The following is a 14,433-nucleotide window of genomic DNA, read 5'->3' as shown; positions in this document are numbered from 1 at the left end:
AATGGTGTCGTGACGGCATCTCTACGGTCGTCACTCGTTCCAGTGAAGAGAATGCCAACAGTGGTCACAGAAGGCTCAATCAGTCACAACTACTGCACAGCTGGTCATCAGACCGGGGGCAGGAAGCAGGCCTGACGTCGCTGAAGGCTACTACGCCGTGTGAGGCCTTGATCGAGTTCGTTCGTCACATCCGCATCCCGCTGAGCACGATGTCGATGCCCTACGTCCTCGGAGGATGACGTCGAGTAGGGCGGGGGAGGGGCTTGCCGTTGCGGGGCGGCATCAGTTCTTTCTGGACGAAAGTCCGCACCCAGCCCCTGACTTCGCGCTGCTCGTAGGTGAGGGAGAAATCCACTACGTGCTCCAATCTGGGATGGTGACGTTCGAGTCACCCGATGGTCTCGGCCTCGAACCCAGGAGGGACCGTGTGCTCCTTCTCGCCGATAGACCCGAGGTCATGCCCGGCGCAGAACGACCGGTCGGCCCCGGCGAGCACCACGCGGGACTGCATCTCTCTCCATGCGGTCGGCGCGCCGGACGTCCCGTTCATGTTCGGACCGTAGAGGCAGAAGAAGTTGGGGAAGTCGGGAACGGTCATACCGAGGTACGCACGCGGCCCATCCTCCGCCCATGCCTCTCGCAGTGAGCCGGACGGACCGCGGACGTCCAGTTCCGAGAGGAAGTCGGCCGCCGCGAACCCCGTCGCGAACACCAACACGTCGAGCTCGTGAAACGAGCCCGACGCGCACTCCACGCCGTCGGGCGCGATCTGGACGACGGGATCGTCGACGAGCGACACGTGCTCCTTGAGCAGGGCGGCGAACCAGCCGTTGTCCTTCGGCAGGCGCTTCGCCATCGGGGGGTAGTCCGGCGTGCACTTCCGTACGAGTTCGGCGTCGCCGCCCAGCTGCCTCCGCATGTACCGAAGGAGCTGGTCACGAAGGTCGGCGTTGCGCTTGCTGACCGTTCCCGGCTCGCGCCACGCCGGGTCGATCTCCAGGATCGACTTCCGCGCGTCGCCGATCTCGTAGATCTGGGCGAGCCGGAGCCAGTTGAGGTAGTACGGCACGTGATCGAGTAGCCATTGCTCGTCGTCACCAACCGGCGTGACGTAGTTCGGGACCTCGGAGACCCAGGTCCCGGAGCGCTGGAAGATCGTCAGGCGCCCGGCGACCTCGCTCAGCGGGTTCGCGATCTGGACACCGCTGGAGCCCGTACCGACGAGTCCCACCGACCGTCCCGCAAGATCGACGCCAGCGTCCCATGCCGCTGTGTGCAGGACCGGACCGGTGAAGGTGTCGATCCCGTCGACGTCCGGCGGTTTCGGCCTGCTGAACAGTCCGACCGCGCTCACGAGGATCCGCGCGGAGTGGACCTCGGTCCGGTCGCCGTGCCGTGCGGTGACGTGCCACTGCCGGGACCGGTCGTCCCACTCCATCCCGGTCACGAGCCGGTCGAACAGAATATGGTCGCGGACCTCGTACTTGTCGGCGCAGTGTGACAGGTACTCCTTCACCTCGGCGGCCGGAGCGAAGTGGTGGCGCCATCGGTACGCGGGTTCGAAGCTGTACGAGTAGCTGCGGCTCCCGACGTCCACGCGAGCGCCGGGATAGGTGTTCTCATGCCAGGTACCGCCGAGATCGGAGTTCCGTTCCAGGATCAGGTACGGAACGCCGGCCGCACCGAGATGAACTGCGAGGGAGATGGCGCTCATACCCGACCCGACGATGATCACCTCCGGGTCGGTCACGTCGGTCCTGTCTCCCATCCCGTCGTCTCGCGATCCCGCAGGACGTTGCGCCGGATCTTTCCCGACTGCGTCTTCGGAAGGTCGTCGACGACGTGGACCTCCTTCGGGACCTTGTAGGCCGCCAGGCGGTCCCGGACATGGGCGATCAGCTCCTGCTCGGTCGCTTCGGCGCGAGCGCGCAGCGACACGTAGGCCACCACGCTCTCTCCCTGGTAGTCGTCGGGGCGACCGACCACTGCTGCCTCGTGCACCGCGGAGTGCTCGTACAGGCTGTCCTCGACCTCCCGCGGCCAGACCTTGTAGCCGGAGACGTTGATCTGGTCCTTCAGCCGGTCGACGAGGTAGATCCAGCTGTCCTCGTCCATGACCGCGCCGTCCCCGGTACGCAAGACGCCACCGGGGATGGCGGCTGCGGAGATCTCCGGCTTCTTCCAGTAGCCCGGCACGACCTGGGGTCCGGCGATCACCAGCTCACCCTGGGTCCCGGGAGGCAACTCATCGCCGTCGGGACCCACGACGCGGGCGTCGACATTCGGCAGCGGGCGGCCTACCGAAAGCATCCCACTCGGGCCGTGGACGGGCGCCTCGGTGTTCGGCGGAACGGCGATCACGGCCGACGACGTCTCGGTCATGCCGTAGACGTTGTGGATGTAGACGCCGAACCGCTCGCGGAACCGGGTGACCGTCGAGGGCGGGATCGGCGCCCCGCCGGAGTACACCAGCCTGAGCGACGACAGCTCGGCCGGGCCGGCGTCGGGCAGCGCGTCGATCGCGTTGAACGCCGTGATGGAGCCGATCGCGAAGGTGACGCCGTGCTCGGCGATGGCGGACACGGCGACGTCGGGCCGGAACCGGTCGATGAGGACGAGTTGGCAGCCCGTGAGGAGGCTGATGGTCGCGTTGATCACGGCACCCGTGATGTGGAAGATCGGAGCGACCGCCAGGACGACATCGGTCTCGTCCAGCGACAGCAACGCGGCATAGCTGTCGACCGCGGCCAGTACGTTGCGGTGTGTGTTCATCGCGCCCTTGGGCGGGCCAGTCGTGCCCGAGGTGTAGGTGAGGAGCGCGATGTCGTCCGGCCCGACCTCGACGGGGGCCGGCCGCGAACCGGACCTCCGGTCGAGGATCGCGTCGAGAGCGTCCGCCGTGATGTCCGCGGTTTCCTGGCGCTCCTGCGCGGTGATGAACCATGAGACGGACGTGCCGGCGAGATCGGCCTGCAGGTCCTCGCGTGCCGATGCGGCGCAGACCATCCCGACCGGCCGGGAGTCCTCGACGAGCTTGCGCAGCTCGAGCTTGCGGTACATCGGGTTCAGCAGCACGGCCGCGGCGCCGCACTTCCACAGGGCCAGGAGGGTGAACACGTAGGCCGGGACGTTCTGGAGGTAGATGCCCACCCGGTCGCCGCGCCGCACGCCGCGATCCTGCAGCTCGGCCGCGAGCGCCTCCGCCCGTTGCTCGACGTCGCTTAACGTGAACGACGCGTCGAAGTAGCTGACGCCCGGCCGCTCGCCGACTTTCTCGATGATCGCCCGCCACGCGTCGACCAGGGACTCGTCCCTGACCGGCAAGGTGTCGGACCCGCTGCTGCCGTCATGCCTGCTGGTCACAGGCTCACCATCCCTCCGTCGACGATCAGATGGGCGCCGTTCACGAAGCTCGCTTCCGGGGAGCAGAGCCAGACGACGGCCGCCGCCACCTCGGACGGCTCCCCCATCCGGCCGGCGGCCCATCGCGACGAGACAGCGCCGCGGGTACGGGGATCGTCACCCATCGTCTCGCGCAGCATCGGCGTGTCGATGCTTCCCGGCGCCACCGTGTTCACCCGTACACCGCTCTTCGCGAACTCGATCGACGCGCTCTTGGTGAGGCCGAGCACCCCGTTCTTCGACGCCACGTAGTGCGGCAGTCCGGGGGGCGGGCGGTACGCCGCGGCGGAGGACAGGTTCACGATCGATCCGGCCCGGGCATCAAGCATCACTCGCAACTCGGCCCGCATGCAGAGGAACGCCGAGGTCAGGTTGACGTCCAGGGTCCGGCGCCACGTCTCGAGCGAGACGTCGACGAAGGACTGCTGCCGGCCTGCGATCCCCGCGTTGTTGACGGCGAAGTCGAGCCGGCCGTGAGCCCGGACGACCAGCGCCACCATCGCGTCGACGTCGCCCTCGGAGGTGACGTCCACGCGCATCGCCGACGCCGAGCCGCCCAGCTCGGACGCGACGGCGGTCGCGGCGTCCAGATCGAGGTCCGCGACCAGGACAGCGGCGCCGGACTCGACCAGAGACCGACATACCGCCCGGCCGATCCCGCCGGCCCCTCCCGTGACGAGGCCGACCTGCCCGTCCAGGTCGCGGGCCGGCTGGGGGGCCGTCATGCGGGCCGCCGCTGCAGGCCAACGAAGAGGGAGTCCGCGAACGCGTCGGCGACCTGCTTGACGTCGGTTCCCGAGCGATCGAACCACTGGTAGGACCAATTAGCCGCCCCGAAGATCGTCATGGCGGCAAAGTAGGGGCTGGCGGCTCTCAGCGTCCCGTCGGCGATGCCGTCCTTGACCAGCTCCACGACGGCTTCCTCGTACTCCCGCCAGCGAGCCGTGATCCGTCGGCGGTCCTCCAGCGGCGTCTCCCGATAGCGCTCGAACAACGAGCGGACGTAGGGATGGTGGGTGGTCATCAACGACACGATGTCGTTAATGACGGTACGCAACTTCCCTTCGGCCGAGAGGTCGCTCGACCGCGCCCTACGCAGCTTGGGGAAGAGCAGGTCCATGAAGTCGCTGTGGCTCTGGACAAGCAGATCGGACTTCGAGTCGCAGTAGTGATAGAGCGACTCCTTCTTCAGGTTCGCGGCATGGGCGATCTGGTCGACGTTCGTCTGCTCGTAGCCCTGGCTGTCGAAGAGTGAGGCCGTAACCCGCACGATTTCCGAACGACACTGCTCGCATGCCGGACCACCTGCAGCAGCACGTGGATGGCTCACGGCCCTCATCACTTCCCCTTTGTTCAGCGATCCCGGACGAATGTTCGGATACGGAACGGCACCCCGTCGAGATCCATCACGGTCGAGACGTACAAGTCGCCGTCCTCCGCCATGCGTCGCAACATCACCGACTGGGCGCGGTTGGTGTTCGGGTCCTTGCTCACCCGGTAGTGAGAGCGCTCGTCCACGTAGACGGTTCGCACGAGCCCGTACGGCTTGCCCACCACGAAATGGCGCTCGCGCTCCCCCTGTGCCGCGTGGATCCGCGCCTTGAACTCGGCGACGGCTTCCTCGTCGGTCCGCTCCGCGGTGTTCTCGATGCTCCTGACCAGGTACGGGACCCACGTCGGATCGTCGTAGCGGCTCGTGTACCCCATGCGTATGACCGGCGAGTCGCCGTACAGCACCTCGTAGTCCTGCACTCCCCGGTCGACCCGCAGGGTGATGATCTCGTCCCCGACGAGGTCCGGGACGTGCTCTTTCGTGGCGTCGTCCCACACGAGGCTGCGAGCCGCGTCGATCCGCCAGCGTCCGTTGAAGAGCTCACTCATGACCAATCAACTCCAACTTCGAGTGCTCGGGCAGGCCGAGCGACGAGACCTCGGCCCGCCCGCGCCGGTCATCCCGTCACCGGTTGACCCGTGTAGATGTGGAAGAAGTCGCCCTCGGTCACCGCGGCGCCGTTGACCCACTTCACCGCGACCCCATACGGCGCGAACATCCGGCTGGGCACCGGAGCCGCAGCCGGCGCATTGAACGAGACCAGCGGGCTGGTTCCCGGGTCGTACCCGGTGAAGGTGTCGAGCTGCTCCTTGACCTTCGCCGCGGTCACGTCACCGGTCACCTGCTTGATCGCTCGCGCGATGACGTGCGTCTGCGACCACATCACGGCGCTGTTGTTGTCGAGCTGGTTCGGCTTCGGGGCGAACTTCGCGATCTCCTCGGCGAACTGCTTGACGCCGGAATGCGCCGCCTGCGATTGCTCGGACGAGTCCCAGACGAAGCTGACGCCGGTGATGCGGTCCAGGATCGAGCCCAGCGACTTGATGGTCTGCGGCGACACCAGCGACGGCGTCGTGAACAGCCTGATCTTGTTGGACGGGTCGGCCTGGGCCACCGCCTTGATCAGGGACACCTCGTCGGCCCCGTACCCGACGACGTCCATGCAGTCCGGGTTGAGACCGACCGCCTTCGCGGCGAACGAGGACATGTCGGCCGATCCGGGCTGGGCCTGGACGATCTCGGTCGGGATGCCGACGGTCGCGGCCGCCTTGCGCCAGTTGTCCGCGTACGCGGCCACCGCCGCGGCGGGCTGGGGGTCCGCTCGGAGCAGGACGAGCTCGCGGCAGCCCTGGCTCTTCGCCAGCCCGAAGACTCCCTGGACACCTGCTGCGCCCGCCGACGCCGTCGAGTACGAGATCGGGCTGGTGAACATCGTCGGGTCGACCATGAATCCCAGCGCGGGGATCCGTTCCTTCTCCAGGAAGGGCAGATAGGCCTGCTCGTTGCTCAGCATCGTGAGCGCGGCGACGGCACCGTTGCGCACGGTCTTGCTGCCGCATGCCGCTGCGGTGTTGGCGTTCTGCTGGGCGTCGCAGATGTCGAGCTTGATCTTCCGATCACCGGCGGCACCGCTGGCGTTGATAGCCTCGACGGTGCCCTTCACGGCGTTCACCCAGGGCTCGTACGCACCGTTCGAACCCGTCAGCGGTGCGATCACCTGCACGAGGACTTCGCTGCCTGCCCCAACACTGGCGGTGGTGCCTCCGCCGCACCCGGCGAGCACAACGGCCGATGCCCCGGCCGCGACGAGCCCGACCGCCCGGCGCCACCGCCGGGCCGGGAGGGAGCTCGGGAGTCGGCGCAGGAATGAGATCGTCTTTGATTGCATCGTGGCCTTCTCTCTCAGGTCTGGCTCAGTTGTGAATCGACCCCGACAGGTACGCCCGCTCGATCTCCGGCAATCGGTCGTGGAGAGCGCTCGAGGTGTCGGTGATGGCGATCCCGCCGTTCGCCATCACGTAGCCCCGATCGGCCACCGCCAGCGCGGCGGCCGGATGTTGCTCGACCAGCAGGACGCCCGTCGCCCCGCCGAACACCGCACCCCGCAGGGCTTCGAGCAGCCTGCGGACGATCAGGGGAGCGAGGCCGAACGACAGCTCGTCGATCAGCATCAGCCGCGGGTCCGTGCCGAGGACCCTGGCCAGGACGAGCATCTGCTGCTCACCCCCGGACAGCAGACCGGCCGGCCGGCGGGCGAACTTCGCGAGCTCCGGGAAGTAGCCGAAGCCCCGGTCCGCGTCCACCCCCGCAAGACGCAGGTGCTCGAGCACCGTCAGCTTCCGCACGATCGCCCGGGTCTCCGGGATGAACGCGATGCCGTTGCATGCGCGCTGGTGGAGCGCGCCCGAGAGCGGCCTGCCGAGATAGGTCACGGATCCTCCCAGTGGCGGGATAGCCCCCGCCAGGGTCAGCAGGGTCGTCGTCTTCCCGGCACCGTTCCTCCCGAGCAGCGCCACGATCTCGCCCGCACCGACCTCGAGATCGAGGTCGCGCACGACGGTCGCCTGGCCGTATCCGGCCGAGAGCCGGTCGGCGCGCAGGACGGTGGAGGCGTTGGTCATGACAGGGCCTTCCCGCTGGTGGTCGGCTCGCCCACTGGTTCGCTCCGGTCGTCGAACTGTGGGCCGAGATAGGCCGCGATGACGTCGGGATCAGCGCGGACTTCCTGGGGAGATCCGGCGGCGATGACGCGCCCCGAGTCGAGCGCGACGACGCGGTCGCACAGCGAGAAGACGAGGTCGACGTCGTGCTCGACGAGCAGCACACCCACGCCCGAGCGCTGCACGACCTCTCGGAGAACGGAGCTCAGCTCGGCGCGACCTGTCGCGTCGAGGCCGGCCGCGGGTTCGTCGAGCAGCAGGGCCGCGGGCTCGGCGGCCATGGCACGCGCGATGGCCACGAGCCGTCGCCGAGCGAAGTCGACGTCGGCCGGGTACTGGTCCATGTGCTCCGCGAGCCCGAAGTCGCGAATGGCAGCAGCGGCGACGGGTGAGACCGCGGCGTTCTGCGGCCGGATCACGTCCAGGAGGTAGCGGGACGGGGCCCGGTCGTCGGCGGCCGTCCGGATGTTGTCCCGGATGGTCATGTCCTCGAAGAGCTCGAGGTTCTGGAACGAGCGGACGACGCCCTTGCGGGAGCGTTCGGTCGGCGACAGGCCGTTCACCGGCTCCGTGTCGAAGGTCACCGTGCCGTGCTGCGGGCGGATGAAACCGGAGACGACGTCGATGAATGTGGACTTCCCCGCGCCGTTGGGACCGATCAACCCAAGGATCTCGCCGGGACGGATCTCGACCGACACGTCGTCGAGCGCGAGCTGGCCGCCGAATCGCACCGTCGCGCCGCGGACGTCGACGGTGAACTTGGCCCGCTGCTCACCGGACGGCGCCGCCACGTCGAGCGGCTTGTCACGACCCCGTCGTGGTTCACCCCGGCCCGGGAGCAGCTTGCGGACGAGCCATCGCGCCTGGTCGATCCAGAGCGGCACGAGGCCGTCCGCGGACTGCAGGACGACCACGATCGCCATGAAGCCGCTGACGGCCAGAAGCCAGTTACCGGGCGGCACGAAGGTCGCCATCGCCTGGCTGACCGCGCCGCCGTTCGAGATGGCCCCGCCTACCAGAGCACCCGACGGGGACCCGATCCCTCCCAGCACTGCGCTGAGGAGGACCTCGATCGAGCCCAGCACGGTGAAGAGGGTGAAGTCAGCGAATAACAGCTGGGCCTCCAGCATGGCACCCGCCAGCCCCGCGACGAACGCTCCCAGGGCGAACGCGTAGATCTTCGCTCCCGGGACCGAGATCCCCAGTGCCATCGCCGCTCGCTCGTTGGAGCGGACCGCGAGGAGCCGGCGCCCGGAGATGCCACGCCGGACGTTCGCGATCGCGGCCAGGCAGAGCGCCAGCACGACGACGCACAGGATCGCGAAGTTCCGTGGGTTCTCGAAGCTGTCGAACCCGATCCCGAACAGGCTCAGCTGGCGCATGGGCTGCTCGGACACCATGGCCACGGCGTCGCCGTTGTCCAGGACCAGCGCGTCGATCACGGCAGCCATACCGAGCGACGCAATGGCCAGGTTGGACCCACGGGTGCGGAGCGCTGGCACCGCGACCACCATGCCCAGCAGGACGGTCGCGAGCGCCGCGATCACGATCGCCATCCACATCGGCAGCTCGGTCTTGGCCACGATGAACGCCGTGAAATAGGCCGACATCCCGGCCAAGGAGAGCTGCATCAACGAGATCTGGCCGGCGTAGCCGGACACGACGACCACCGAGAGCGCGACCATCGCGAACAGCAGCGACAACGTGGACGACGTCAACCAGTCGAGCGAGGTGAGCAGGATCAACGCCAGCCCGGCGACCGTGAGGACGATCCCCTGCGGCCCGATACGACCGGGACCGACCTTCGCGACCCGTTGGCTCGACTCGGCCTTACCGGGGATGTAGGTACCTCGCGTCACGAGGATGACGATGATCACGAGCAGGGGCACGGCCGTCGACCAGCCACGGTTCTCGACGAACAAGCTGGTCTCGGACTGCAGGATCCCGATGGCGACACCGCTGACCAAGGTGATGAGGAACGACTCGAACCGGCCGATGAGGGCGGCCGCCATCGCCGGGATGATGAGCATGGTGAGGTTCGTCGACTCGAGCCCGCCGATCGGGGTCACCAGGTAGACGCCCACCATTCCCACGACGCCACCGATCGCCCAGTTCACGGCGGCGACCACGTTCGGGGATAGGCCCATCGACGCGGCGATGACGGTGTCCTCGGCGACCGCCGCCGTAGCGAGTCCCAACCGGGTGCGCCGCTGGACGAGCACAAGAGCGACCGTCGCAACGACAGCGATGACGACTGTCAGGATCCGGTCGAGCCCGATGTATATGTCCCCCACGACGTTGACCGAGACGTCGGGCAGGGCAGCCGGCACCGCGACGGCATCGCCGGTCGGTTGGAATAGGAGGTTCGCGACGCCGATCAACCCGATCATCAGCCCGAGAGTGGCGACGATCCTGGTCGCGAGCGCTGCCTTGATCAGGCGCTTCATCACGAGGAGGTGGTGGGCCGCCGCGATCGCCGCGCTGACGGCGACGCCGACAAGGAACGAGGGGACGACCGGCCAGTCGAGACCGATCTGGAGCTCGAACGCGACGAACGTGCCGAACATGCCGATCGCGGCCTGCGCGAAGTTGAGCACGCCGGAACCGCGATGGGTCGCCACGATCCCCAGGGCGATCAGCGAATAGACCGACCCGATGCTGACCCCGATGATGGCGAACCGGAGAACGTCCATGTCAGATCTGCTCCTTCGCAAACGACGGATCGATGACGCCGAGCGGGTCGGCAGCAGGGACGTGCAGGGCAGCTGTCACTTGATCGCGAGGGCGTTGGCAGGCGCGCCGAAGCTCGGGTAGTTCATTGGCGCGCTGGTCAGGAGGAACTCGGACACACCGTCCGCGGCGCAGTCGTCGGCCAGCTCGTCGAGCCACCAGAGCTCGCCGATCGCCATGCCGAACTGGCCGAGCAGGATCTGGTGGAGGCAGCCGAACGGGAAGGCTTCCGGCGAGTGGTCCATGGGCCAGACCTCCAGTGAGGGGCAGTCCGACGCCACCGCGGACACGTGGCTGTCCCACAGGTAGGCGGCCATCTCCTCGGTGTGGGCGATGCCGCACGCGCGTAGCTCCTCGCGCGAGGCGACACGCTGGCGCGTCTCGGCGTTGGCATCCGCGTACCACGCGGTGAACCCCGTTCGGAGCAAGAGGACGTCGCCCGGCCGGAAGGTGACGCCGTGTGCCCTGCGGGCCTCCTCCAGGTCGTCGACTGAGAACGCATGCGACGAACCCGGGTCGTACGACCGTCCCGCCGCGTCGGCGACGCGGGCCAGGTCGAGCAGCAAGCCCCGGCCGACGATGCCTCGCCGCGCCCAGTGAGCGACTGTGTTGCGGCCGCCGGAGAGCACGTCGTCCAGCGAGGCGTCGTTGTAGAAGTGGTCGGGTCGGTAGCTCACATGCGAGAGACCGTCCCACTGCGTCGAGGACTGCGGGTTGAAGTTGTCGATGACCTCGTTCAGTCCCCACCACTCCCTGACGGGCTGTACCTCCCGCGAGAGGGAGGGTCGCCCGAAGAGGGCCGGCGTGTAGAAGTCGAGCGGTGCGTTGAGCGAGAAGACGGTGCCCTTGCGCACGAGGGACGCGGCGCTCTGGACGACGTCACCGGTGAGCTGGTTGAACAGCCCCACCGAGTCCGCCGCGTCCCCGAACACGCCCCACGCCGTCCGCACGCCATCGGCGTTCGTCGGAAGATTCTCATAATTCGGCAGACGCACGTTGCTCACCTCCCACTACATACCGTTGATCCGACCGGTCGGTCGGATCAACGGATGGCGTACGTTACTTCGCGCCGAGACGAGCGGTCAAGGAACGCGATCGGGATTCCAGATATCCCCACGTCATGGGGATATCTCGGCCAGAACGAGGCTCCGTTGACAGAATCTCGGCTTCATGCCTAGATTCGAACGACCGGTCGGCCGACTCCCCGAGAGGTGCCCCGTGACCGTCACCACCGCCCCCCGCACCGACTGGCTAGCGGCGCATCAGGAGATCCTTCGTCGCAAGACCCTGGCTGCACCCGTCGAGGGCCACGCCGAGCACGCCCACGCGATCACGGACCTGCTCGTCGCGTACGCCGTCCACTACGACGCGGGCGATCTCGACAGCATGATCGAGCTCTTCGAGCCGGACGCGACCTATGAGAGCCTGCTCGGCAGGTGCGAGGGGCACGACGCGTTGCGGGCCAACTTCGCCCCCCTGATCGCGCGCTACGCGCGGACCGCACACCTGGTCGTCAACTCGACCGTTCACGTCACGTCAAGCACGGCCGCGGATGCGGTCAGCTACCTGCACGCGCTCGTGCAGACGAGGGACGGGATCGCCTACGGGTTGTGCGGCAGCTACCAGGACCAGGTCACCCGCCGGTCGGGCACCTGGCGGATCGCGCGCCGGTTCGTGGCCGACGGGCTCGCCTACCGCACAGAGCAGATTGAACCGGCGGACCGGCTGCCGCCTGCACCGACGCAGTGAACGGAGACGCCATGCTGGCAGAGCAAGTGCACGATCAAGACTTCGATCCGTGGGCCGACGAGCACTACGACGACCCGACCCGGGTTTACGACCAGATGCGCGAGACGGATCCGGTCCACTGGAACCGGAAGCGGCGGATGTGGTTTCTCACCAGGTACGCCGACGTCATGGCGACGCTCAAGGACCGCACCAACTTCTCGGCGGCCGCGTGGCAGGCCACCCGCCCGCACATGGAGAACGCGAAGACCAACCAGTCGCGCGAGTTCGCCGGCGGCACCATGCTGACACGGGAGACGCCCGACCACCCGCGCCTGCGCAAGCCTGCCAATCCGTCGTTCTCACCGAAGGCAATGCGGCAGATCGAGCCCGTCATCGAGCGGCTGACCGACCGGCTCCTGGACAACGCGCTCGCGAAGGGCACGTGGGACGCGATCCACGAACTCGCCCATCCCCTCCCGGTCCTCGCGATGGCCGTTGTGCTCGGCATCTCGGCCGACGACCAGGAGGAGCTGATGACGCTCGTGCGCGCCGACAACGCGCTGCTCGCCATCGACCCCCGAGCCTCCCAGGAGACGCTCGACCAGTACACCGAGCTGGGCAGGGGGATGGACAGGTTCGTCCACCGGATCGTGGAGCAGAAGCAGCGCGAGCCGGCGACCGACGACCTTCTGAGCGTGCTGGTCGAGGAGGAGCGCGCGGGTCGCTACTCGACGGAGGAGTTGCTCGCCACGGTCCACCTGATGCTGGAGGCCGGTCACGTGACGACCGTCAACCTGATCGGCAACGGCATCAAGCTCCTCCTCGAGGACCCCGACCGGCTCCGCCGCATCAGCCAGGACCCACAGCTGGCGCGGACCGCCGTGGAGGAGTGCCTCCGCCTCGACGGGCCGGTCCACTTCGCCGGGAGGTGCGCGCTGCGCGACACCGAGATCGACGGGCACGGCGTCGCCGAAGGCGACATCATCATGCTGCTGTTCCCCGCGGCCAACCGCGATCCCGCCCAGTATCCGGAGCCGGAGCGCTTCATCATCGACCGCACGCCGAACCTGCCGACCGGCTTCGGCGCCGGCGCTCATCACTGTATCGGGGCGAACCTCGCCCGGACGGAGGCGACCGTCGCCTTTCGCAGGCTGGCCGCCCGCGCACCCGAGCTCGAGCTGCGCGGCGAGGCCCTCCGGCAGCGCACCTTCGAACTCCGCGGGTTCAAGGTCCTCCCGGTGGGCGCCCGATGACCGCCGTGCGCGATCACGATTCGATCTTCCGGCTCGACGGTCGCGCCTACGTGATCGCAGGGGCCGGCGGTGGCGGGATCGGGACCGCCACCACCGAGCTGGTCGCCTCGCTCGGGGGCCGCGTGCTCTGTGCCGACCGCGACGAGCAGGCCGCGGCGGAGGTCGCCAAGGATGTCGGCGGTGTGCCGTTCGCCGGTGACATCACCGACGAGCGCGACGTCGAGGCCATGTTCGACAGGGCCGTGTCCGAGTTCGGACGCCTCGACGGAGTGATCGACGTCGTCGGTGGGTCGCGATTCACCTCGATCCCCGAGCTGTCCCTGGAGGAGTGGCATCAGCAGTTCGCGTCCAACCTCCAGCACGCCTTCCTCATCGGGAAGGCGGCCGGCCTGCGCCTGGCCGAACGCGGCGGCGGAAGCATCGTCTTCGTGTCCTCGATCGCGGCCTTCTTCGGGAGCCGGACACACCCGGCGTACAGCGCCGCGAAGCTCGCGCTCGTCAGCTGGGTGCGATCGCTGGCCGAGGAGTTCGGTCCGCAGGCGGTGCGCGTGAACTCGGTCGCCCCGGGCGCGACGATGACGGCGCGGCTGGGGTCGATCTGGAGCGCGGAGGGCCAGGCGGGGATGGCGCGGCCGGCCGTTCTCGGGCGGATCGGGTCAGCGCTGGAGATCGCTGGCCCGATTGCCTTCCTGCTGTCGGACGCCGCCGGCAACGTCACCGGGCAGACCCTGCTCGCCGACGGCGGCGCCTCCGTCAAGGACCCCGTATACGGGTCCGGCACCAATCCCGGCGGACTCGAGATCCGCCGGCGCCACCACGGAGAGGACGAACGTCGATGAGCTACGACAACGACGCCCTCGCGCGACTGGAATCGCGAATCGAGATCGAGGAGCTCAAGGCGCGATACTTCCGTTATCTCGATACGAAGAACTGGACCGGCCTGCGCTCGGTCTACACCGACGACGCGACCTTCACCGCGCGCGGAGTCGTCCATCGTGGGGCGGATGCGGTGGTGGCCTTCATCGAAAGCCAGCTGCGCCCTGACGTGACCAGCATCCACCACGGCCACATGCCGGAGATAGAGATCACGAACGACCGGGCGACGGCGATCTGGGCCATGGAGGACACGATCAACCGACCGGACGGAACGGGTTTCCACGGCTGCGGCCACTACCACGATAGGTACGAACGCACGGCCGACGGCTGGAAGATCGCCGAGAGCACGTTGAGCCGACTCGTCTTCGAGCCCGCAGCCGGCCGACTCGCCGACGACGAGCGGCGGCCGCCCGAGCTCGCGAATCGCGCCACACCCGCCTGAACGGCCTCC

13 protein-coding genes are annotated in these 14,433 nt (G+C 68.1%); 4 read left to right on the top strand and 9 right to left on the bottom strand.

The genetic code is table 11. The features are described 5' to 3' along the window. Positions 1-388 precede the first annotated feature (388 nt). The 9 genes from FDZ84_RS29805 to FDZ84_RS29765 all read right to left on the bottom strand — a co-directional run bounded on the left by FDZ84_RS29805 (position 389) and on the right by FDZ84_RS29765 (position 11,129). A complete protein-coding gene (locus FDZ84_RS29805) occupies positions 389-1,768 on the bottom strand; it encodes an NAD(P)/FAD-dependent oxidoreductase (protein WP_168588579.1) in 1,380 nt (459 codons plus the stop codon). Next, positions 1,747-3,363: a class I adenylate-forming enzyme family protein gene (locus FDZ84_RS29800; protein WP_168588578.1), complete on the bottom strand. Its 1,617-nt coding sequence runs from the start codon at positions 3,361-3,363 to the stop codon at positions 1,747-1,749. The genes FDZ84_RS29805 and FDZ84_RS29800 overlap by 22 nt, the downstream gene beginning before the upstream one ends. Continuing rightward, positions 3,360-4,127 (bottom strand): SDR family NAD(P)-dependent oxidoreductase, encoded by a 768-nt coding sequence (locus FDZ84_RS29795; RefSeq protein ID WP_168588577.1) that lies wholly within the window; start codon positions 4,125-4,127, stop codon positions 3,360-3,362. Before FDZ84_RS29795 ends, FDZ84_RS29800 begins: the two co-directional genes overlap by 4 nt. Further along, a complete protein-coding gene (locus tag FDZ84_RS29790; RefSeq protein WP_168588576.1) occupies positions 4,124-4,672 on the bottom strand; it encodes a TetR/AcrR family transcriptional regulator in 549 nt (182 codons plus the stop codon). Before FDZ84_RS29790 ends, FDZ84_RS29795 begins: the two co-directional genes overlap by 4 nt. Positions 4,673-4,755: 83 nt before the next feature. Then, positions 4,756-5,283, bottom strand: a complete 528-nt coding sequence (locus FDZ84_RS29785; RefSeq protein WP_168588575.1) for a hypothetical protein — start codon at positions 5,281-5,283, stop codon at positions 4,756-4,758. A gap of 68 nt (positions 5,284-5,351) precedes the next feature. Continuing rightward, positions 5,352-6,623, bottom strand: a complete 1,272-nt coding sequence (locus FDZ84_RS29780; RefSeq protein WP_168588574.1) for an ABC transporter substrate-binding protein — start codon at positions 6,621-6,623, stop codon at positions 5,352-5,354. Between the two features lie 25 nt (positions 6,624-6,648). Further along, positions 6,649-7,356, bottom strand: a complete 708-nt coding sequence (locus FDZ84_RS29775) for an ABC transporter ATP-binding protein (protein ID WP_168588573.1) — start codon at positions 7,354-7,356, stop codon at positions 6,649-6,651. After that, positions 7,353-10,088 carry an ATP-binding cassette domain-containing protein gene (locus tag FDZ84_RS29770; RefSeq protein ID WP_168588572.1) on the bottom strand — a complete coding sequence of 912 codons (2,736 nt, stop codon included), beginning with the start codon at positions 10,086-10,088 and terminating at the stop codon, positions 7,353-7,355. Before FDZ84_RS29770 ends, FDZ84_RS29775 begins: the two co-directional genes overlap by 4 nt. Before the next feature lie 75 nt (positions 10,089-10,163). After that, positions 10,164-11,129: a cyclase family protein gene (locus tag FDZ84_RS29765; protein ID WP_168588571.1), complete on the bottom strand. Its 966-nt coding sequence runs from the start codon at positions 11,127-11,129 to the stop codon at positions 10,164-10,166. Between the two features lie 214 nt (positions 11,130-11,343). Between FDZ84_RS29765 and FDZ84_RS29760 the strand changes: the two genes are divergently transcribed. The 4 genes from FDZ84_RS29760 to FDZ84_RS29745 are packed head-to-tail and all read left to right on the top strand — an operon-like array spanning position 11,344 to position 14,424. Beyond that, the gene (locus tag FDZ84_RS29760) at positions 11,344-11,874 is read left to right on the top strand and encodes a nuclear transport factor 2 family protein (RefSeq protein ID WP_168588570.1); all 531 of its coding nucleotides are present in this window, start codon (positions 11,344-11,346) and stop codon (positions 11,872-11,874) included. Between the two features lie 11 nt (positions 11,875-11,885). Further along, positions 11,886-13,106: a cytochrome P450 gene (locus FDZ84_RS29755; RefSeq protein ID WP_168588569.1), complete on the top strand. Its 1,221-nt coding sequence runs from the start codon at positions 11,886-11,888 to the stop codon at positions 13,104-13,106. Further along, positions 13,103-13,945 (top strand): SDR family NAD(P)-dependent oxidoreductase, encoded by an 843-nt coding sequence (locus FDZ84_RS29750; protein ID WP_168588568.1) that lies wholly within the window; start codon positions 13,103-13,105, stop codon positions 13,943-13,945. The genes FDZ84_RS29755 and FDZ84_RS29750 overlap by 4 nt, the downstream gene beginning before the upstream one ends. Continuing rightward, complete coding sequence (locus FDZ84_RS29745) at positions 13,942-14,424, top strand: nuclear transport factor 2 family protein (RefSeq protein WP_168588567.1); 483 nt, start codon at positions 13,942-13,944, stop codon at positions 14,422-14,424. Before FDZ84_RS29750 ends, FDZ84_RS29745 begins: the two co-directional genes overlap by 4 nt. Positions 14,425-14,433 lie beyond the last annotated feature (9 nt).

Origin of the sequence: Saccharopolyspora sp. ASAGF58 (assembly GCF_012277335.1) — a bacterium.
In the GTDB taxonomy this organism is placed as follows: Bacteria; Actinomycetota; Actinomycetes; order Mycobacteriales; family Pseudonocardiaceae; genus Saccharopolyspora; species Saccharopolyspora hattusasensis.
This window is presented reverse-complemented; position numbering and strand designations above follow the sequence as displayed.